Source organism: Micromonospora sp. NPDC051196, assembly GCF_040682415.1.
In the GTDB taxonomy this organism is placed as follows: domain Bacteria; phylum Actinomycetota; class Actinomycetes; order Mycobacteriales; family Micromonosporaceae; genus Micromonospora.
The window spans coordinates 21,668-39,730 of sequence record NZ_JBFBAY010000026.1 but is presented as its reverse complement, the minus strand read 5'-3'; the positions used below and the strand labels follow the sequence as shown (position 1 = coordinate 39,730).

Here is an 18,063-nt window from a genome sequence, read left to right as displayed (position 1 = left end):
GGGTTTTACCACCCCCCTGGGGGGGGGCCGGCCCCCCCCCGCCCCCCCCCCCACCGCTGGAATCACTTCCAGCTGCTCTCGATGCCCTGGAGGACGCTGGCGGTGTCCTTACCGTTGATCCAGTCGACCATGCCCTTCCAGAAGGTCCCGGCGCCGACGGCGGCGGGCATCAGGTCGGAACCGTCGAACCGGAAGACCGAGCTGTCGTCCTGGAGGATCTCCACGGAGAGCTTGTCGATCGGGTTGCTGACGTTGGCCAGGTCGAGCTTGTTGTTCGCCGAGACCCAGTCGCCGATCTTCGCGCGGCTGTTGGCGTGCTCACCGGAGGCCAGGTAGGTCTGCACGGCCTGCACCTCGGGACGGTCGGCGAAGGCGACCACGAACTCGCCGCCACCTAGCACCGGCTTGCCCCGCGACGGGTCGATGGCCGGGAAGTAGAACGCGAACACGTCGCCGTCCTCGGCCACCCGGGTGCCCTGCGGCCACTGGTTGGCGTAGAACGAGGCCTGCCGGTGCAGGGCGCACTTGCCGGCCGTGATCGGGATGCCGCCCTCCTGGAACGCGGTGGTGGCGATGCTGCGCACCCCGCCGAAGCCGCCGTTGACGTACTTCTCGTTCTTCAGGATGGTGCCGGCGCGGTCGAGCGCCTCGGCGACCCGCGGGTCGTTGAACGGGATCTCGTGCGTCGTCCACTGGTCGTAGACCTCGGGGGTCTGCGTACGCAGCATGACGTCTTCGATCCAGTCGGTGGCCGGCCAGCCGGTGGCGTCACCGGACTCGATGCCGGCGCACCACGGCTTGGTGCCGCTGGCCGCGATGGTGTCGCTGAGCTTGATCATGTCGTCCCAGGTGGCCGGGACGGACCAGCCCTTCTCCTGGAACATCTTCGGCGAGTACCAGACGAACGACTTCACGTTCGAGCCGAGCGGCGCGCCGTAGAAGGTGCCGCCGACGGTGCTGTACTTCAGCCAGTCGGCCGGGTAGTTCTGCTCGGCCATCGCCTTGGTGTCGGCGCTGGCGGCCTTGATCTGGCCCCGCTCGGCAAACCGCGCGAGCAGACCGGGCTGCGGGATGAACGCGATGTCGGGGGCGTTGCCACCGTCGGCGCGTACGGGCAGCTGCGCCTCGAAGTCACCACTGCCCTCGTGGCTGATGTCGATGCCGGTGCACTCTTCGAACTGCTTCCACGACTGGTCGAGGCGGTCGGCCTCGATATCACGGATGGACGAGTAGATGCCTACCTTCTTGCCGCTGTGGCCCTGGTACTTCTCGTACGGGGCGCACTCGGCGGAATCGGCGTTGCTGTTGCTGCCGCTGTTGTCGCTGCTTCCGGTGCCGCACGCGCTGACGCCGAGCGCCAGCCCGAGCACGCCAGCGATCGCGAGGGCCTGGCGTGGCCTGGCAAAGACCGCCATGCCGTCCTCCTTTCTAGCCGGCGCTGGCCGGGTCGCATCCGGTCAACCTTGCGCCGGTCCGATGGGGCGTTTTCACATGTAAGCGCTTGCATCGGTCAAGGTCCACCCCTGGGACGACACGGACAAGTAACAATCCCGAAACCCGTTCACCGGAGCTTGGATGCGCTCCCACGAATACTTGACCTATCGATATCCGAGGATTCCTGCCAGGCTTGGCGCAATCATTGACAGATTTCGACGTCGGAGGTGCTAGATGCGTGATCGATGGCTGAACCCCCTCACTGCCCGGCTATTCGCCGCAGGGGCCCTGCTGCTGTTGTTCGTCGCAGGTGTCCTGTTGCCGGCGACGCCGGCAATGGCCGCGCCGACTTTCAAGGTGCCCTTCCCTTGCGGCCAGTCGTGGTCCGGGCAGACCCGCAGCGGCCACAGCCCTGCGAACGCCATCGACTTCAATCGCACCAACGACCTCGGCGACCCGGTGGTGGCCAGCGCGCCCGGCACCGTCGACCGGGTGACCGACCTGGGCGGCAGCAGCTACGGAAAGTACGTCCGGATCAACCACGGCAACGGCTACCACACCTACTATGCCCACCTGAACGGCTTCAACGTCTCCGTTGGACAGTCGGTGGGCTACGGCAAGGTGATCGGCTGGGTCGGCAGTACCGGCAATTCGAGCGGCGCGCACCTGCACTACGAACAGCGGCTCAACGGGGCCGACATCAAGATCCGGTTCAGCGGCACGCTCGCGCTGTACTGGGGCACCAAGACCTACACCAGCGGCAACGGCTGCTCGTCGGCCACCGGCTCCGGCACCGTGCGCACCGCCGGTGCGAACCTGACCGTCCGCTCCGGTCCGGGCACCGGCTACTCGGCAGTCGGCTCGCTCGCCAACGGCGCCACGGTCACGATCCACTGCCAGACCACGGGCACCACGGTCACCGGCACGTACGGCACCAGCTCGATCTGGAACCGGATCGGCGCCGGTCGGTTCATCGCGGACGCGTACGTCTACACCGGCTACGACGGTTTCATTCCGAACGTGCCCCGCTGCTGATCCGCGTCGTCGACGCCCTGAGCACGGCACGGTTCGGTCCGGCACAGTCCGTGCGCCGTGCCGTGCCCGGGGAGGTCAGCCGTTCAACTGCCAGATCGAGTAGTTGAGCGCGGCGGCGAAGGTGACCCAGGCCCAGTAGGGCAGCAACAGCGCCGCGGCCAGGTTGCTGACCCGCTGGAACAGCAGGACGGTGACGCCGATCGCCAGCCACAGCACCACGATCTCGACGAAGGCCAGGCCGTACTGGCCGGCGCCGAAGAACAGCGGCGTCCATGCCGCGTTGAGCGCGAGTTGCACCACCCAGGCGATCAGGGCCGGGCCGAAGCCCACCCGCCGCCAGACCAGCCAGCCGGCCACCGCGATCATCACGTAGAGCACGGTCCAGACCGGCCCGAACAGCCACGACGGAGGTGCCCAGCCAGGCCGGTCGAGGGTCGCGTACTCGGCCGAGGTGCCGGACACGGCCAGGCCGCCGAGGGCCGCCGCGACGAACACGGCCACCGCGAAACCGGCCAACACCCACCACTGTCGCGCGCCGCCGGTGGGTCGTCGGGTCTGTGCCGTTGTCATCCGCATGACGGCAGCTTCTCCGCGGCAGGGGGCCGGCAAACCTGCGCACCAGCACGGGTTGACGGGGAGTACGCCGAACGATGTGGACAGCACGCCGGGGTCGCCGTGGCCGGTGGCTCCGGTCGGGAGGACGGAGTTCCGGTCACGACGACCCCGGCGGGTCCTTTGCGGGCGACGTCGTCGTCGCCACGTCAATTGAAGATACTGACACCACCCGGGCCGACAAGCAGCCCGACCACGATGAGGACGATGCCCCAGAGGATCTGCCGACGGAACAGCGCGAGGATGCCGGCGACCACCAGTACGACTGCGAGAATCCAGAGAATCAGCTCCATGGTTGCTGAGTACCCCCTGCCCTGACTGAGGAAACCTGGGCCTGATCGAGGTGATCGCCCAAATAGAAGATGCTGTACGCCTGCTTGATGACCGGGTGGGCGACGTTGCGTACCCGGACCCCACCCGGGGTGACGCCGCGCTCCGAGCCGTGGTGCGCATGCCCGTGCAGGGCCAGCGCGGTCGGCGCGGCGTCGATCGCCTGGCCCAACTGGTAACAGCCGAGGAAGGGGTAGATCTCCAACGGCTCACCGGCGAGGGTGTCCGGCACCGGTGAGTAGTGGGTCAGCGCCACCAGCATGTCGCAGTCCAGCGACCGCAGTGCCGCCGACAGCCGGTCGGCGCTCTCCGTCGTGGTGCGGACGAAGGCCTTCATCTCCGGCTCGCCGAAGTCGCTGGCGCAGCGGCCGGCGAACCCGCCGCCGAAGCCTTTGACGCCGGCCACCCCCAGTCGTCCGCCCGGGCAGTCGAGCACCAGGCCGTCGCCCTCCAGCACGGTGATCTCCGCCTCCTCCAGCGTCCCGATCACCTGCGGTACCTGGTCGCACTGGTGGTCGTGGTTGCCGAGCACGGCGATCACCGGTACGCCCAGGCCGCCGAACTCCTGGGCCACGCAACGCGCCTCGGCCTCGGTGCCGTGCCGGGTCAGGTCACCGGCGAGCAGCAGTACGTCGGCGCGGCCGGGCAACTCCTCCAGCGCCGGCCGGAACCGGCCGACCACGTCCTCGTCCAGATGCACGTCACCCACGGCGGCGATCCGGATAACCATCGAACCTCCCTCAGGGCAGTTGCTCGATCTCCGTGGGCGCCTGCGTGCGGATCACCCCGATGTCGCTGGTGATCGGCACGTCCGGGAAGCGTCCGGCCACCCGGCGCAGGATCTCGTCCCGCCGGTACGCGCTCTCCACCTCGCCGTACAGCACGAGGCCGCGTTCCGTACGGACCACGGTGATGCCCTGTTCGGCCACGGCCGGATCCTCGGTGAGCAGCCGGTGGACCTCCGCCTCGACGTACTCGTCGGGTGGCCCGGCGCCGGGGTCGCGGTGCACGGTCACGGTGTTCCCCTCCCGTCGGCCGTGCCGGCGTACGGCACGACGTCCAGCCTGTCCAGCAGCACCAGGAACGCCTCCGCGTACGGCGAGTGCTGCGTGTCCTTACGTACCCGTTCCCAGTCGATCTGCTCCCGCAGCGACCGGGCCAGCGGCAGGCCACGGGCGAAGTCGCAGTAGTGCTGGGAGAAGCTGAGCAACTTGTGCACCATCAACTGGGTCGCCGACAACACCGGCATGTGGATGGCGTCGACCGGCCGCACCACCGTGTCGGTGAAGGTCTCCTCGGTCACCGGGGTCTCGATCGGGCGGTGGATCAGGTCCACCATCCGGCCGCCGTCGTAGACCTTGACCAGCCAGTCCTCCGGCGGCCGCTCAGCGGTGAAGCCGGCGGCCACGAGCTCCTCCAGGGCGCCGTCGACGTCCGCCTCCCGGATCAGGAAGTCGACGTCGTGCTCGCTGGAGTGCCCGCCGTGGGCGTAGACGGCGAAGCTGCCCCCGAGCGCGAACGGAATGTCGGCCTGCTTCAGCACGGCGGCGACCTTCTTCAGGGTGTGCAGAAGGGTTTCGTCGTCGCGCTCGGCCATCTCGACTCTCCCGTTGACTCGTCGGGTGCACCTTGGGGGTCCCCGATCCGTACCCGGCATTCCACTCGCCCACACCTTTCCGGTTCGCGGAACGCCGTTAACATGCCCTAACCGGGACGTAGTACGCAGGATTGCGGCGCGGATCGGATAATCTGTCGAGAGTGGTCAGCTCGACGGAAATCCCATGGCCGGCATGGTCGGCCCCAACGCCCGGGAGCAGGCGCCCGGGTCGACTCCGCGCCATAGCGCTGGTCGGCATCGACGGATCCGGCAAGACCACCCAGGCGCAGTTACTCGCCGATGCGCTCAACGCAGCCGGACACTGCGCCACCTATCACCGCAATGCGGGCGGCCGACGGTGGCTGGGCCGGGCGGCCCACCGACTGGGTCGGCCGGATGCGCAACGACTCGTCGGGCGCGACGGCATGCTCCTCGTGGAGTCCGTACTACGCTGGCTGGCCATCGCGATGGCGTTGCTCGGCTGCTGGCTGACGGGCCGGTTGGCGGTCATGGACCGCTATGCCGTCTGCCAGTACGCCAGCCTGCGGGCACACGGTGGGCAGCGCTGGGAACGCCTGGTCCGGGCCGCTTACCGGATCTTCCCGCAACCGCAGGTGACGTTCCTGATGGCGGTCGATCCCGCAGAGGCGTACCGGCGGATCGAGCGGCGTGGCACCGACCAGGAGAGCTTGGCCTATCTGGCCGCTGCCGACCACGCCTACCGCACCTTGCCCGAGTACCCGACCTTCGTGGTCGTCGACGCGACCCGGCCGGCAGCGGAGGTGGCCCGGGACATCCAGGGCTATCTGGCCGGGTGGTTGGCCGCCGAGGACTCCTCGACCGGCCCCGACCCGGTGTGGTGTGACGTACGAGCGACCGGTCCGAGCGCCGCCGTCGTGCCGCTTCAGGCCCGACCGTAGACCGGCACGGCCGCGCCACTGGTCGGCCCGGACTCGTCGGAGGCCAGAAAACGGATCACCGAGGCGATCTCGGCCGGCGCGACCCACCGGGAGTGATCGGCGTCCGGCATGGCGGCCCGGTTGGTCGGCGTGTCGATGATGCTCGGGAGCACGGTGTTGCAGCGGACGCCGGCCGTCTTGTACTCCACCGCGACGGCCGAGGCGAAGGCGAGCACCGCGGCCTTGGCGGTCACGTAACCGGCGACGCCGGGGAAAGGGGCGACCGCCGCGCGGGACGCCACACAGACCACCGTGCCGCCACCCGCCTCGATCAGGTGCGGCAGGGCCGCCCGGGTGACCAGATGGGTCGGGCGCAGATTGAGGGTGAGCATCCGCTCGAACTCCTCGACCGGGGTCTCGTGCACCAGGCCGGTGCTGGCGTACCCGCCGACGAGGTTGACCACGGCCCGCAGCGGCGCCTCGGGATCCCCGGCGGCCACCTCGGTGACCCGCGCCACGTCCGCCACGTCGGTCAGGTCCGCGACCAGCCGCACCGGCGCGTTGGCGTCCGGCTCGGGGTTTGGTGTCGGCTGGTGCCGTTGTGGCGCCACCACCCGCCAGCCCGCCTCGACGAAGGTCGCGGTCACCGCGGCGCCGAGCCCGCCGGTGCCTCCGGTGATCAACACGCTGCGATCGGACATGGCCCTCACGCTACCGGGTCGATCGTCCACATTCGGCGGACTGCTGCCGTCGCTGTCGCCGGTCGAGCATCAGGTGGCCCGGCGGGTGGTCGCCGATCCCGCCGACCCCGCTGATCCCGCCGAGGCGGCCCGGCGGAGCATCACGGGCCTCGCCACTGCCGGTCCGGTTTCGCCGAGATCGGCTCCGGTTGCAGGTGGGCATGACCGGGTGCGGTGGAGTCGTACTGGCCATCCGTGCCGACGACCGCTGCCACCGTGCGGGTCGGCGTCCACGGGGGCAAACCCGGGCATAGAACCGGGCTGCGGATTGTTCATCAGGGCGTGGGGTATTACCACCGGCGTGGATGAACCAAGCGGTCCGCGTACGCGTATCTGGCAGTGACCAGGATCGCAGCACGGTGGTGACCCGGGTCGCTGTGTCCGATGGCCCGGCAGTGTTGCCATGGGCCGGTACGGTCAGCGATCCGTCGATCCGTCGACCTCAACGGGGTGCCTGTCGACTTGACCACCGACAGGGGTGCTGACAGCAAACATGGACCGCGCTCTCAGCTGATTATCAGGCATTCGTGACACTTTCGACCCACGACATGGAATCCCCGACACGTCTCATCTGTTGTGTAGATGTCAGCACCGGTGGGCACAGCGGAGGTTACGGGGGAGGGGCTGATGAGCGTGGGGATGGCAAGGAACCGGGCAACCGGCGCGATAGAGGGGACCGTGGGCAACGTGGACAAGAACATCGGTATGCGAACCGACGAGGTTGCCGAGGAGCGCGACCTGGTTGGAGTCTACCTGCACGAGATCTCCCGGACGCCACTGCTGGACGCCGCCAAGGAGGTCGACCTCTCCAAGGCCATCGAGGCGGGCCTCTACGCCGAGCACCTGCTCGGCGAGGACCGCGTACCCGACGGCGTCACCCGGGACGAGCTGACGCGGTTGGTCGCCGAGGGCGAGCGGGCCAAGGACCTGTTCATCCGGGCCAACCTGCGCCTGGTCGTGTCGATCGCCCGACGTTACGTCCGCTCGGGGATGCCCATGCTGGATCTGATCCAGGAGGGCAACACCGGTCTGGTCCGGGCGGTCGAGAAGTTCGACTACGAGCGTGGCTACAAGTTCTCCACCTATGCGACCTGGTGGATCCGCCAGGCGATCAGCCGGGCGATCGCCCAGCAGGAACGCACCGTGCGACTGCCGGTGCACCTGGTGGAGGACGTCAACCGGATGCGCAACGTGGCTCGGCAGCTCACCCGTGAGCTGGGCGGTGACCCGGAGCCGGAGCAGATCGCCGCGGCCCTCGGCGTGACCGTCGAGCGGGTCAACGAGTTGGTCCGCTGGTCGCAGGACACCGTGTCGCTGGACACGCCGGTCGGTGACGACGGCGACACCAACCTCGGTGACCTGGTGGCCGACAGCGACGCCCCGTCGCCGGAGGAGATCGTGCTCACCGGCCTGGAGCGGCAGCGGATCGAGGGTCTGCTCAACCACCTGGACGACCGTTCCGCCGGCATCATGCGCGCTCGCTACGGGCTTGAGGACGGCCGGGAGCACTCGCTGACCGAGGTCGCCTCGCGGTTCTCGTTGTCCCGCGAGCGGATCCGACAGCTGGAGATCCAGGCGCTCGGCCGGCTCCGTGAGCTGGCTCGCGCGGAGGGCCTACAGGCAGCCTGAGCTGGTAGTAATGACGACGAACGGCCGGCGTCCGATAGGGGGACGCCGGCCGTTCGTCGTGTTGGCCGCTCGTGGTCGAGGCCGTTCGTCGGTGCGGTAGCGCGGGGCCAGCAGCGGTAGCGGGGCTCAGCGCACCCGGCCGTAACCGTACGGTGGCAACAGGTCGACAGCGCGCTTCTCCACGTTCCGCCCGAAGGTGGGTGCGTGGATGACCTGCCCGCCGCCCACGTAGATCGCCACGTGCCCGAGGCTGCGGTAGAAGACCAGGTCGCCCGGGCGCAGTTCGCTGCGGCTGATGTGGGCGACCACCCCCCACTGCATCCGGGTGTTGTGCGGCAGCGACTTGCCCGCCGCCCGCCAGGCGGCCGAGGTCAGGCCGGAACAGTCGTAGCCGTTCGGTCCGTCCTGGCCCCAGGCGTACGGCTTGCCGAGGGCGCCGTAGGCGTACCGGACGGCGACACCGGCCCGGCCGGAGACCGCTGGCGCGTCGTCGGCGCTGTTCGGCCGGTTGTTCGCGCGTTCGGTGGCTCGCCCGTACGCCTGCCGGCGCAGTTCGTACAGCTTGGCGAGATCGCGCTCGATCCGTCGCTTGGCGCTGTTCAGCTCCCGTGCACGCGCCGCCTGCTGGGTCAGCGTCACGTCCAGCCGGGTCTTCTCGTCGAGCAGCCGCTGCTGGTCGGCGGTGTAGCCGGCGATGGTCGCCTGGCGTTGCCGGGTCAGGTGATCCAGCGTGCCGAGCCGGTCGAACACCGACGCCGAGCCGCCGCCGTGCAGCAGCGCGTCGACCGCGCCGAGGTTGCCGGTCTTGTACGCGGTGGCGGCCAGCTCGCCGACGTCTGCGCGGCTCTGCGCGGCCTGCCGTTCCAGTGGACCGATCCGCTCCTGTAGCCGGCCCACGGCGGCCTGATTCTTCTTGATCTTTTCGCGTAGCTCGTTGTGGGCCTCCACCACGTTCTCCAGCTCGGTGGAGGCCTTGTCGATCCGCCGGGTCAGTTCGGCGGGGGACGGTTCGGCCCGGGCCACCGTGGCGGGTGCGATCAGCACCAGCGAGAACGCGGTGACGGTCAGGGCGCGCAGCGTGTGTAACAGGGGCGACAAGAGCTCGATGCTCCTCTCCCACCAGCCGGCGCGGGCCTGCTGACGCTCCGCGACGGCACCGGCCCGGTGCCGTCCGGTCGGACGGCGGCCGACCGGGCCGACCCGCCCAACCTAGTACGGGACAGGAGCCAGCCGCAGAGAAAGCCGGGACCAATGGTGATGCTGAGGCTGAATCATGTTCTTGTTTCGAGGTAATAGTGCGGTATGCCAGAGATGCGAAAGGGGTCGCTCTCGGCACATGACGTCGGTTGACTCGGCGGTATATCCGACAAGCCGGATTCGGGGTGGTCTTTCCGGCGGGCTCGTGCCGCGCCGATGCCGATGACCACTGCAAACAGGCAGGCCAGGGTGGCATGACGGGCACACAATGAAGCGCACAGCCGGGATCTCCGCACATCTGCATCGATGGGGCAGCCGGCCGGCCGTCCCGGCACCACCAGCCGTGGAGGAGGGGCCGTGGAGCGTGAGGGTGCGACAACGCGACCGCCATCGACGACAGGGCCGCCACGGTCTCCGGGCGGCACCGCAGGAGGGAAACCGACCCTGCTCTACGCCCGGCCCGGGATCATCGTCACGGCCGACCGGTTCACCGTCGGCAGCACGAGCTGGCGGGTCGCGGAACTGACCCATCTGCACACCACCCGAGGGCCACACGACCGGGTGGCCACCCGGGCCGCCCTGGTCTCTGCTGCGGTGATCGGTGCTATCGGGCTGGCACTCGGCTTCACCGGCGGGCTGCAACGGCTCACCGCCGGGGCGTACCTCCTGCTCGGTGCCGTGTTCCTGGTGCCGGTCCTGCTCGCGGCTGCCGGCGACCGGTGGCGACCGCCGGCGTACGAACTGTGGGGCCAGCGCGGGGACGTGACGGAGCTGTTGTTCAGCAGCGACGACGAGCGCCAGTTCGGCCAGGTGAGCAGAGCCCTGCGCCGAGCCCGCGAGATACACCGCCACGGCGGCTGGGAGGACCCGCTCGCGACCGCCGACCTCTGGCGCCCCCAGCGCTGAGGGGTAAGGAAGGGCCCCTTGTTAACGCCTCGCGTAGTACCGGGGCCCCCTGTTAACCAGAAGCGCCGACGAGCTAGCCGGCGACCGGCTGCGGGGCGGGCTCAGGCTGCTCGGCGAGGACGAGGGTGCTCACCCGGCGCTCGGCCCAGAAGGAGAGGAACGGCACGGTCCCGGCCAGCATCACCAGGATCATCCGCTTGAGCGGCCAGTTGATCCGCCGGGACAGGTCGAACGTGGCGACCAGGTAGAGCATGTAGAGGAAGCCGTGCGCCTGGCCGACGGTCTCCACCACGATCGGCTCGTCGAAGCCGTACTTCAACGGCATGCCGATGACGACCAGCATGATCAGCACCACACCGACGATCCAGGCGATCACGCGGTAGCGGGTGAGGGCAGCGCGCACTTCTCGTGTCCTTCCGGGCCGGCTCAGCCGGGGTAGTCGCCGGGCTTCGCGCCCGGGTTGGCGTTCAACCATGACAGGTAGCGGTTGTAGGCGGCCAGTTCGGCGTCGTCCTCGCCGTGGCCGTCGACGGTTCGGGTGACCCGTACCGGCCGACCGATGCCCGGCCGTGGTCGGACGCCCGCCGGCCCGCCGGCCCGGCCCACCTTGACGGCGTCGGCCCGCTCGACGGCCGTGGGATCGCCGTCGTCCGGTGCACCCCCGGTCGTCGCGGCCCCGCCCACCGACTCGGTACTCGCCTCGGGGTCGCGCAGCGCGTGGCGCACCTCACGCCACCAGACGAAGACCACGAACCCCGCGAAGATCGGCCATTCCACCGCGTAACCCCAGCTGATGGCGTTGCCGGCGGCGGCCCGGCTGACCTGCCACCAACCCAGCGCCAGGAAGGCCGTCACCAGCACGACCATGGCCACGTGGCGGGCGATCCACGCCGGGGTCCAGAGCCGCTTCATGGCACCGAGGGTACCGGGGCGGACGTTGTTCTCCGACACCGTGTCGTAGTGGCGGTGGTGGTTTGGTCGTCGGGGGCGTGGGCAACCGTACAGGCGCCAGCCCACGACGGACTAGGGGGCGCGAGATGACGGCATTGCGACCACAGGACGGATTTCCCCCCGGTGGCACCGAGGTGAGCCCTGAACAGCGGATCCCGGAATGGGGCGACGACCGGGTGCCCGCTCCGGCTTTCGACGTCGACCTGCCCGGCATCGATCCGGCGGAGCTGGCCGAGGAGGACCTCATCCGCGAGATGGAGAGCCTGCATCGGACCCGGCTGGACGCGTTGCGGCACGCGACCGACTCGGCGTTGGCCACTCACCTGCGGCGTACCGCCGAACTGGAAACCGAGTACCTGGCCCGGCACCCCGGTCGGGAGGTCGACCCGAGCCGTCTGCGGGAGCAGTGATGGCGTACGCGGAGCGGGGCATCTCGGCACCGCCCGAGGTGGTCTTCAACACCGCGACCGACCCCGACCGGATCTCCGCCTGGCTGCCCGAGCCGCTGCTGTCCGCCGCCCGCGACGGAGACCCCGACGGAATGCGGGCCCGCTGGAGCGCGGGAGACACGGACTGGACTGCCGAGCTGCGGGTGGAACCGGAGGACACGGGCGGGGCCCGGGCCTGGCTCGACCTGTCCGGTGACGGTCAACCCGAACAGCTGGCCGACGAGGCGCTGGCCAACCTGGCCCGAGAAGTGGCCGACAACCTACAGGCCGGCTGAGCGGCCGAGATCCCCCAGAAGGCGTGATCAGAAGGAGTCCCGGGTGAGCTTGCTGAAGCAGAAGGTGGCCAGGCTGCGCCAGGCGTACGCACCGCACGAGCACCGCCCACTCGGCGGTTACCTGGCGGCGATGGGCACCTACGCCGGGGCGGCGGGGGCTATCGCCGCCCTGGTCAAGGCGACCGGGCGTACCGTGCCTGACCGGCCCGCCACCTCCGACGTGGTGCTCCTGTCGATCGCGACCCACAAACTCAGTCGGCTGCTGTCCAAGGACGCCGTGACCAGCCCGCTGCGAGCGCCCTTCACCCGCTACGACCGCCCGATCGGCAGCGGCGAGGTGATGGAACAGGTACGCGACTCCGGCAGCGCCACCCGGCACGCCATCGGTGAGCTGCTCAGCTGCCCGTTCTGCCTGGCGGTGTGGGTGGCCACCGGACTGACCGGAGGCCTGGTGCTGGCGCCCCGGCTGACCCGGTTGGTCGCCACCGCACTGACCGCGGTGGCCGCCTCCGACTTCCTTCAGATGGCGTACGCGATGGCCCAGCAGGGCGCGGAAGGCCACCGCAGCAGGGATTGAGCGCCGGCCCGGTGATCCGGGCCGGCGGCGGCTGTGCTCGGAGCTGGCGCGGCTCAGCTGGCGCGCTCAGCGTTGCATGCCCGACCAGCCGCGCGGTGACTCTGGCTCGCGCTCGTCCTCGTCCGCGCCGGTCATGATGTCGTCGTCGACGGCGGTGCGTTCGTGTTCGTTGGCGAAATCCACCTCGGGCAGGGTGTCCCTGCCCTCCGGGGGTTGGGCGAGCGCGGGCACCTGATCGTGTTGGTCGTCGGTGGGTTGCGACATCGTGGTCCTCTCCTGGTCGCCGCTGGGCCGGGTGGCTGGTTACGGGGGTCAGCCCACCGAGCCGCCCAGCAGGTCGGTCACCTCGTCGACCGCGTACTCGCCCTGGGGCAGCGCGTTCAACCGGGCGAGCAGCTGCGCGGGCAGCTCCGCCGCGACCGCACGGCGGTAGATGTCGACCTGGCTGATCCGTTCCTGACCGTGGTAGAGGTCGTCGAGCAGCTCGTCCAACGGCCGGGTGTCCACCTCTTCGACCTCGATCTCGTCCGGTACGGCGGCGACCGTGCCCGGCAGGTCGGTGACGGGTGGGTCGATCGCGGCGGTGTCGACCACCGGCACGTCGGCCAGTACGGCTTCCGGCAGGCGGGCCTGCGTCGTCGGCGCGGTGGGTGCCCCGGTCACGGGTACGTCGTCGGTCACGCCCGTCAGCTACCCGCGCCCCCTGCACCCAAACGCCCACTGTCCGGTCCTGGCCCCGCCGGGCCCCGCCCCAGCTCCGTCGGTCATGAAGTTGCCGGCCCGCGACAACTTCATGATCGACCCGAGCGGGGACGGGCGTGCGGTCGTGGTCAGGCGGGGGTGGGCAGGGAGTGCGGGTCGGCGCTGGGGCGGGTGGCCCGGCGGGCGCGCACGGCAGCGGCGAGTTGGGTGAGTACCTCGTCGGTGGTGTCCCAGCTGATGCAGGCGTCGGTGATCGACTGGCCGTAGGTCAGCTCCCGGGTGGGGTCGAGGTCCTGGCGACCGGCGACGAGGAAGCTCTCCAGCATGATCCCGACGATGCCCCGCTGGCCGGCGGCGATCTGCCCGGCCACGTCGGCGACCACCGCAGGCTGGTTGCGGTGGTCCTTGCCGCTGTTGGCGTGGCTGGCGTCCACCACCAGCCGTTCCGGCAGGCCGGCGGCGCGCAGCAGTTTCAGGGCGCCGGCCACCGACGCGGCGTCGTAGTTCGGCTGTCCGCCGCCGCCGCGCAACACCAGGTGGCCGTCGGCGTTACCCCGGGTATGCATGATCGCCGGGGTGCCGGAGACGTCGATACCGGGGAAGACATGCGGTACGCCGGCCGCCCGGATCGCGTCGACGGCGGTGGCGATGCTGCCGTCCGGGCGGTTCTTCATGCCGATCGGCATCGACAGACCGGAGGCGAGTTGGCGGTGCACCTGGCTCTCCACCGTACGGGCGCCGATCGCCCCCCAGGCCACGGTGTCCGCGATGTACTGCGGGGTGATCGGGTCGAGGAACTCGCAGCCGACCGGCAGCCCGAGGCGTACCACGTCGAGCAGGAGCGACCGGGCCAGCCGCAGGCCCGAGTTGACGTCCCCGGAACCGTCCAGCCCGGGGTCGTTGATCAGGCCCTTCCACCCGACGGTGGAGCGCGGTTTCTCGAAGTAGACCCGCATCACCACCAGCAGGTCGTCGGCGACCCGGTCGGCCGCCGTCCGCAGCCGGTGGGCGTACTCGAGGGCGGCGGCGGGGTCGTGCACCGAGCACGGGCCGACCACCACGAGCAGTCGGTCGTCGATCCGGTCGAGCACCTGCCCGGCGGCACGACGGCCGGCGACCACGGCCGCGGCCAGGTCGTCGTCCAGGGGCAGCTCGTGGTGCAGCAGCGCCGGAGTGGTCAGTGGTACGACGCGGTCGATCCGCTGATCGATGACGCGACGGTTGTCCGGGGTGGTCACGGTGGGCATCCTTTCGCCGACCGCACCCGGGGCCGGTGCCCGGGACGAGCCGGCTGCTCGTAGGCAGAAGGGGTAGGACGGTGTCCTGCCCGGCCGGCTCGAAACGGTGACGTCAGATCATGGTGCGGTCACCGGCTTGCGAGCCGGCTGCCTAAACCATCGATACGACTGCGTCACGGCGCCAAGCGTACCCGACAGTGGGCAAACGCTCACCCCTCGGTCGGCAAAGCCTCTTCGTGTGCTCACTTCAATCGATGAAGCGGTCGGTAATTTCGGCGACACCGAACGCTGCCCCCGAAGGTGGCCGGTTCATGCACTTCACCGGGGCGCCGCGTGGGTTTTGTTAAGAGGGGGCCCGGCTACTACCTGAGGCGTTAAGAAGGGGCCCTTCCTTCCACGCGTGTGGGGCGGGGAGCGGGGGTATGGGGGCAGTCATGAGTGACGCGAAGAGCGATCAGGAGCGGATCGAGTCCCGAGCCCACCTGTTGCCCGAGGAGGCGGCGGCCGGCAGCGAGGATCCCGAGGCCCAGGCCGATGCGATCCTGACCGAGTCCGACATCCGGGAGGACGACCCCAACGCCGCGCCGGACACGTTCCTGGAGCGGCGTACCTCGGAGCAGACGGTGACCCCGATCGAGCCGCCTGACTGAGCGACCGGCGCGGCACGCCGCGTCCCCGGCGGGGTGGGGCGCGGCACGCCCGCGTCCCGCCCGCATCCCACAGCGGAGATCGGATAGCGTCGAGGCCATGCCCGACAGCGGTTACCCCTGGCCCATCTCCACGACCCGACTCGACAACGGCCTGCGCGTGGTGGTCAGCGAGGATCGCACCGCACCGGCGGTCGCGGTCAACCTCTGGTACGACGTCGGCTCCCGCCACGAGCCGGCCGGACAGACCGGCTTCGCGCACCTGTTCGAGCACCTGATGTTCGAGGGCTCGGTGAACGTCGCGAAGACCGAGCACATGAAGTTGGTGCAGGGGGCCGGTGGATCGCTCAACGCCACCACCAATCCGGATCGGACGAACTACTTCGAGACGGTCCCGGCCGAGCACCTGGAGTTGGCGCTCTGGCTGGAGGCGGACCGGATGGGCGGTCTGGTGCCGGCGCTGACCCAGGAGACGCTGGACAACCAGCGGGACGTGGTCAAGAACGAGCGCCGCCAACGCTACGAGAACGTGCCGTACGGCGACGCGTGGCTGCGGCTGCTGCCGCTGCTCTATCCGCCGGGCCATCCGTACCATCACGCGACCATCGGCTCGATGGCCGACCTGAACGCCGCCGACCTGGCCACCTTCCAGGCGTTCCACCAGACCTATTACGTACCGAACAACGCGGTGCTGACCGTGGTCGGTGACACGACCGTCGACGAGGTCGTCACGCTCGCCGAGAAGTACTTCGGTGCCATCGAGCCCCGGCCGGACATCCCGCCGGCACCCGACGGTCGCACGGTGCCGGCCACCGGCGTACCGGCGGTGGAGACGGTGGTCACCGACGTGCCGGCACCCCGGGTGTACGTGGCACACCGGACCTACCCGTTCGGCACCCCGGGTTACGACGTGGTGACCGTGCTGGCCACCGTGCTCGGCAGCGGTCGAGGCAGCCGCCTCTACCAGCGGCTCGCCGACGGCGAACGGATCGCGCAGCCGGACCTCGTCGGGGCGTACGGGGTGGATCTGGCGCACGCCCCGGCGCCGCTCATCGCCACCGCCACCGCCCGCCCCGGGGTCAGCGGCGAGCGGCTGGCCGAAGGGCTGGCCGAGGTGGTCGACGAGTTGGCCATCGTGCCGGTGACTCCGACCGAGCTGGATCGCGCCAAGGCGCTGCTGACCACCGCCTGGTGGCGGCAGATGTCCACCGTGGACGGCCGGGCGGACGCGTTGAGCCGCTATGCCACCCAGTTCGGCGACCCGGCCACCGTGGCCCAGCGGCTGCCGGCCTGGCAGGCGGTGACCGCCGACCAGATCGCCGAGGCCGCCGCCGAGGTGCTCGCCGCCGACGACCGGGTGACCCTGACCTACCGCCCCGAGGAGCAGCCATGACTTTGATCTCCGAACGTCCCGGTCCGGGTGCGGCTCGTCCCTACCGGTTTCCGCAGGTGGTTCGTCGGGCCGTGGCGGGCGGCCAGGTGGTCGCCGCGCACCTGCCCGGGCAGAATCTCGCTGTCGCGCTGCTGCTGCTCGACGCAGGGGCGGGCCGGGAGCCGGTGGGCAAGGAGGGACTCGGCGGGGTGCTGGCCAAGGCCCTGGAGGAGGGCACCAGCCAGCGGGACGCCACCGCGTACGCCCTGGCCATCGAGGCGCTCGGCACCGAACTGGTGACCGGGCTGGACTGGGACACCTTCCAGGCCAGCGTGCAGGTGCCGGTGGAGCGGTTGGGTGCGGCCGTGGAACTGCTCGCCGAGGCGGTGCGTACCCCGAAGCTGGACCCGGACGACGTGCGGCGGGTACGCGACGACGAGGCGACGGCGTTGCGGATGGACTGGGCCAACCCCGGCCCGCGCGCCGACGCGGTGCTGCGCGCCGACCTGTACGGGATCGACAACCGGTGGGGCCGCCCGATGTACGGCGACCCGGACTCGGTGGCCGCCCTGGACGCGGAGGACGTCACCGTCTTCCACTCCGAGTGGTTCATTCGGCCGGGGACCCTGGTGGTCGCCGGTGACCTGGACCGGATCGACCTGGACGCGCTCGCCGCAGCGGCCTTCGCCGGCACGGGTGGCGGGCCGGTGGACCGGGGCGGGCCGATCGACGTACCGCTGCGCGCCGGTCGCCGGATCATCCTGGTGGACCGGCCCGGTTCGGTGCAGTCCACGCTGCGCCTCGGTCACCCGGGGCCGCACCGGGCCCACCCGGATCATGTGCCGGTCGCCCTGGCCGGCACCGTGCTCGGCGGCGCCTTCACGTCCCGGCTGAACCACCTCATCCGCGAGGTGCGCGGCTACTCGTACGGCATCCGGGGCGACTTCGCCTCGTCCCGTCGCCTCGGCCGTTTCGCCGTCAGCGCGGGGGTGCAGACTGCCGTCACCGCGCCGGCTCTGGTGGAGTCGGTCGGGGAGATCGCCCGTACCCAGGCCGGTGGAGTGACCGAGGACGAGTTGGCGGTGGCCCGGTCCTGGCGGGCCGGGCAACTCTCGGTGGAGTTGCAGAGCCCTCGGGCGATCGCCGGGGCGCTGACCACGCTGGTGGTGCACGACCTGCCCGACGACTATCACGCCCGGCTGCGCGAGACCCTGCTCGCCGCCGATGTGGCGCAGGTGTCGGCCGCCGCCGCCAACCACCTGTACCCGGAGTCGCTGACCCTGGTGGTGGAGGGGGACGCCGCGCTCATCCGGGACGAACTGGTCGCCACCGGTCTGGGTGAGGTGATCGACCACTCCCCGGCGGACTGAGCTGCCCCCCGGCCGGGAAGGGGACTTCGGGTCCTGGACCGGCCGGGAACCGGCGGTGATGTGATGTCGGTCGCCGTGCTGACGGGGCGGGGCCGAGATGTTG

General features: G+C 70.3%; 23 protein-coding genes. 10 read left to right on the top strand and 13 right to left on the bottom strand.

The window, feature by feature from the left end; genetic code table 11:
* Positions 1 to 62 precede the first annotated feature (62 nt).
* Positions 63 to 1,415, bottom strand: a complete 1,353-nt coding sequence (locus tag AB0M35_RS27770) for an ABC transporter substrate-binding protein (protein ID WP_363749017.1) — start codon at positions 1,413 to 1,415, stop codon at positions 63 to 65.
* Between the two features lie 253 nt (positions 1,416 to 1,668).
* Between AB0M35_RS27770 and AB0M35_RS27765 the strand changes: the two genes are divergently transcribed.
* Positions 1,669 to 2,469 (top strand): peptidoglycan DD-metalloendopeptidase family protein, encoded by an 801-nt coding sequence (locus AB0M35_RS27765; protein WP_363749015.1) that lies wholly within the window; start codon positions 1,669 to 1,671, stop codon positions 2,467 to 2,469.
* A 75-nt stretch (positions 2,470 to 2,544) separates the two neighbouring features.
* On the opposite strand, the gene AB0M35_RS27760 is transcribed toward AB0M35_RS27765, so the two are convergent.
* The 5 genes from AB0M35_RS27760 to AB0M35_RS27740 all read right to left on the bottom strand — a co-directional run bounded on the left by AB0M35_RS27760 (position 2,545) and on the right by AB0M35_RS27740 (position 5,068).
* Positions 2,545 to 3,045, bottom strand: coding sequence for a TspO/MBR family protein (locus AB0M35_RS27760; RefSeq protein WP_363749013.1), 501 nt, complete (start codon positions 3,043 to 3,045; stop codon positions 2,545 to 2,547).
* A gap of 185 nt (positions 3,046 to 3,230) precedes the next feature.
* Positions 3,231 to 3,374, bottom strand: a complete 144-nt coding sequence (locus AB0M35_RS27755; protein ID WP_007464364.1) for a GPGG-motif small membrane protein — start codon at positions 3,372 to 3,374, stop codon at positions 3,231 to 3,233.
* Entirely contained in the window at positions 3,365 to 4,141 is a 777-nt protein-coding gene (locus AB0M35_RS27750) for a metallophosphoesterase (protein ID WP_363749011.1), read from the bottom strand. The genes AB0M35_RS27755 and AB0M35_RS27750 overlap by 10 nt, the downstream gene beginning before the upstream one ends.
* A 10-nt stretch (positions 4,142 to 4,151) precedes the next feature.
* Positions 4,152 to 4,427 carry a hypothetical protein gene (locus tag AB0M35_RS27745; protein WP_363749009.1) on the bottom strand — a complete coding sequence of 92 codons (276 nt, stop codon included), beginning with the start codon at positions 4,425 to 4,427 and terminating at the stop codon, positions 4,152 to 4,154.
* The gene (locus tag AB0M35_RS27740; RefSeq protein ID WP_363749007.1) at positions 4,424 to 5,068 is read right to left on the bottom strand and encodes a nucleotidyltransferase family protein; all 645 of its coding nucleotides are present in this window, start codon (positions 5,066 to 5,068) and stop codon (positions 4,424 to 4,426) included. The genes AB0M35_RS27745 and AB0M35_RS27740 overlap by 4 nt, the downstream gene beginning before the upstream one ends.
* A 119-nt stretch (positions 5,069 to 5,187) precedes the next feature.
* Between AB0M35_RS27740 and AB0M35_RS27735 the strand changes: the two genes are divergently transcribed.
* Complete coding sequence (locus tag AB0M35_RS27735; RefSeq protein ID WP_363749029.1) at positions 5,188 to 5,928, top strand: dTMP kinase; 741 nt, start codon at positions 5,188 to 5,190, stop codon at positions 5,926 to 5,928.
* On the opposite strand, the gene AB0M35_RS27730 is transcribed toward AB0M35_RS27735, so the two are convergent.
* The gene (locus AB0M35_RS27730) at positions 5,913 to 6,608 is read right to left on the bottom strand and encodes an SDR family NAD(P)-dependent oxidoreductase (RefSeq protein WP_363749005.1); all 696 of its coding nucleotides are present in this window, start codon (positions 6,606 to 6,608) and stop codon (positions 5,913 to 5,915) included. The two genes, AB0M35_RS27735 and AB0M35_RS27730, sit on opposite strands and share 16 nt — an antisense overlap.
* A 678-nt stretch (positions 6,609 to 7,286) precedes the next feature.
* On the opposite strand from AB0M35_RS27730, the gene AB0M35_RS27725 reads away from it, so the two are divergent.
* Positions 7,287 to 8,276: a sigma-70 family RNA polymerase sigma factor gene (locus tag AB0M35_RS27725; protein ID WP_363749027.1), complete on the top strand. Its 990-nt coding sequence runs from the start codon at positions 7,287 to 7,289 to the stop codon at positions 8,274 to 8,276.
* A gap of 126 nt (positions 8,277 to 8,402) precedes the next feature.
* Here AB0M35_RS27725 and AB0M35_RS27720 read toward each other — a convergent pair whose 3' ends face one another.
* Positions 8,403 to 9,374 (bottom strand): NlpC/P60 family protein, encoded by a 972-nt coding sequence (locus AB0M35_RS27720; RefSeq protein WP_363749003.1) that lies wholly within the window; start codon positions 9,372 to 9,374, stop codon positions 8,403 to 8,405.
* 456 nt (positions 9,375 to 9,830) lie between these two features.
* Here AB0M35_RS27720 and AB0M35_RS27715 point away from each other — a divergent pair, with 456 nt between their 5' ends.
* Positions 9,831 to 10,379, top strand: coding sequence for a DUF6232 family protein (locus AB0M35_RS27715; RefSeq protein WP_363749001.1), 549 nt, complete (start codon positions 9,831 to 9,833; stop codon positions 10,377 to 10,379).
* Between the two features lie 73 nt (positions 10,380 to 10,452).
* Here AB0M35_RS27715 and AB0M35_RS27710 read toward each other — a convergent pair whose 3' ends face one another.
* The gene (locus AB0M35_RS27710; RefSeq protein WP_363749000.1) at positions 10,453 to 10,782 is read right to left on the bottom strand and encodes a DUF3817 domain-containing protein; all 330 of its coding nucleotides are present in this window, start codon (positions 10,780 to 10,782) and stop codon (positions 10,453 to 10,455) included.
* 23 nt (positions 10,783 to 10,805) lie between these two features.
* Positions 10,806 to 11,291 (bottom strand): hypothetical protein, encoded by a 486-nt coding sequence (locus AB0M35_RS27705; protein ID WP_363748998.1) that lies wholly within the window; start codon positions 11,289 to 11,291, stop codon positions 10,806 to 10,808.
* A gap of 125 nt (positions 11,292 to 11,416) precedes the next feature.
* Here AB0M35_RS27705 and AB0M35_RS27700 point away from each other — a divergent pair, with 125 nt between their 5' ends.
* From AB0M35_RS27700 to AB0M35_RS27690, 3 genes are read left to right on the top strand one after another with little or no spacing between them, the layout of a single operon-like run.
* Complete coding sequence (locus AB0M35_RS27700; protein ID WP_363748996.1) at positions 11,417 to 11,740, top strand: DUF6158 family protein; 324 nt, start codon at positions 11,417 to 11,419, stop codon at positions 11,738 to 11,740.
* Positions 11,740 to 12,054, top strand: a complete 315-nt coding sequence (locus AB0M35_RS27695) for a hypothetical protein (RefSeq protein WP_363748994.1) — start codon at positions 11,740 to 11,742, stop codon at positions 12,052 to 12,054. Before AB0M35_RS27700 ends, AB0M35_RS27695 begins: the two co-directional genes overlap by 1 nt.
* Before the next feature lie 43 nt (positions 12,055 to 12,097).
* Entirely contained in the window at positions 12,098 to 12,631 is a 534-nt protein-coding gene (locus tag AB0M35_RS27690) for a DUF1360 domain-containing protein (protein WP_363748993.1), read from the top strand.
* A 66-nt stretch (positions 12,632 to 12,697) separates the two neighbouring features.
* Here AB0M35_RS27690 and AB0M35_RS27685 read toward each other — a convergent pair whose 3' ends face one another.
* From AB0M35_RS27685 to AB0M35_RS27675, 3 genes are all read right to left on the bottom strand, one after another.
* Positions 12,698 to 12,895, bottom strand: coding sequence for a hypothetical protein (locus AB0M35_RS27685; RefSeq protein WP_363748991.1), 198 nt, complete (start codon positions 12,893 to 12,895; stop codon positions 12,698 to 12,700).
* A gap of 48 nt (positions 12,896 to 12,943) precedes the next feature.
* Entirely contained in the window at positions 12,944 to 13,186 is a 243-nt protein-coding gene (locus AB0M35_RS27680; protein ID WP_363749025.1) for a hypothetical protein, read from the bottom strand.
* Between the two features lie 275 nt (positions 13,187 to 13,461).
* Positions 13,462 to 14,580 (bottom strand): 3-deoxy-7-phosphoheptulonate synthase, encoded by a 1,119-nt coding sequence (locus tag AB0M35_RS27675; RefSeq protein WP_363748989.1) that lies wholly within the window; start codon positions 14,578 to 14,580, stop codon positions 13,462 to 13,464.
* 425 nt (positions 14,581 to 15,005) lie between these two features.
* Between AB0M35_RS27675 and AB0M35_RS27670 the strand changes: the two genes are divergently transcribed.
* From AB0M35_RS27670 to AB0M35_RS27660, 3 genes are all read left to right on the top strand, one after another.
* Positions 15,006 to 15,221 (top strand): hypothetical protein, encoded by a 216-nt coding sequence (locus AB0M35_RS27670; RefSeq protein ID WP_363748988.1) that lies wholly within the window; start codon positions 15,006 to 15,008, stop codon positions 15,219 to 15,221.
* Between the two features lie 97 nt (positions 15,222 to 15,318).
* Positions 15,319 to 16,611: a pitrilysin family protein gene (locus tag AB0M35_RS27665; RefSeq protein ID WP_363748986.1), complete on the top strand. Its 1,293-nt coding sequence runs from the start codon at positions 15,319 to 15,321 to the stop codon at positions 16,609 to 16,611.
* The gene (locus AB0M35_RS27660) at positions 16,608 to 17,960 is read left to right on the top strand and encodes a pitrilysin family protein (RefSeq protein ID WP_363748984.1); all 1,353 of its coding nucleotides are present in this window, start codon (positions 16,608 to 16,610) and stop codon (positions 17,958 to 17,960) included. The genes AB0M35_RS27665 and AB0M35_RS27660 overlap by 4 nt, the downstream gene beginning before the upstream one ends.
* The last annotated feature ends 103 nt before the right edge of the window (positions 17,961 to 18,063 follow it).

Bases quoted from the DNA above. Each gene is read 5' to 3' on its own strand.
- AB0M35_RS27770 (WP_363749017.1), bottom strand. From the start codon at position 1,415: ATGGCGGTCTTTGCCAGGCCACGCCAGGCCCTCGCGATCGCTGGCGTG.
- AB0M35_RS27765 (WP_363749015.1), top strand. From the start codon at position 1,669: ATGCGTGATCGATGGCTGAACCCCCTCACTGCCCGGCTATTCGCCGCA.
- AB0M35_RS27760 (WP_363749013.1), bottom strand. From the start codon at position 3,045: ATGCGGATGACAACGGCACAGACCCGACGACCCACCGGCGGCGCGCGA.
- AB0M35_RS27755 (WP_007464364.1), bottom strand. From the start codon at position 3,374: ATGGAGCTGATTCTCTGGATTCTCGCAGTCGTACTGGTGGTCGCCGGC.
- AB0M35_RS27750 (WP_363749011.1), bottom strand. From the start codon at position 4,141: ATGGTTATCCGGATCGCCGCCGTGGGTGACGTGCATCTGGACGAGGAC.
- AB0M35_RS27740 (WP_363749007.1), bottom strand. From the start codon at position 5,068: ATGCCGGGTACGGATCGGGGACCCCCAAGGTGCACCCGACGAGTCAAC.
- AB0M35_RS27730 (WP_363749005.1), bottom strand. From the start codon at position 6,608: ATGTCCGATCGCAGCGTGTTGATCACCGGAGGCACCGGCGGGCTCGGC.
- AB0M35_RS27725 (WP_363749027.1), top strand. From the start codon at position 7,287: ATGGCAAGGAACCGGGCAACCGGCGCGATAGAGGGGACCGTGGGCAAC.
- AB0M35_RS27705 (WP_363748998.1), bottom strand. From the start codon at position 11,291: ATGAAGCGGCTCTGGACCCCGGCGTGGATCGCCCGCCACGTGGCCATG.
- AB0M35_RS27700 (WP_363748996.1), top strand. From the start codon at position 11,417: ATGACGGCATTGCGACCACAGGACGGATTTCCCCCCGGTGGCACCGAG.
- AB0M35_RS27695 (WP_363748994.1), top strand. From the start codon at position 11,740: ATGGCGTACGCGGAGCGGGGCATCTCGGCACCGCCCGAGGTGGTCTTC.
- AB0M35_RS27685 (WP_363748991.1), bottom strand. From the start codon at position 12,895: ATGTCGCAACCCACCGACGACCAACACGATCAGGTGCCCGCGCTCGCC.
- AB0M35_RS27675 (WP_363748989.1), bottom strand. From the start codon at position 14,580: ATGCCCACCGTGACCACCCCGGACAACCGTCGCGTCATCGATCAGCGG.
- AB0M35_RS27670 (WP_363748988.1), top strand. From the start codon at position 15,006: ATGAGTGACGCGAAGAGCGATCAGGAGCGGATCGAGTCCCGAGCCCAC.
- AB0M35_RS27665 (WP_363748986.1), top strand. From the start codon at position 15,319: ATGCCCGACAGCGGTTACCCCTGGCCCATCTCCACGACCCGACTCGAC.
- AB0M35_RS27660 (WP_363748984.1), top strand. From the start codon at position 16,608: ATGACTTTGATCTCCGAACGTCCCGGTCCGGGTGCGGCTCGTCCCTAC.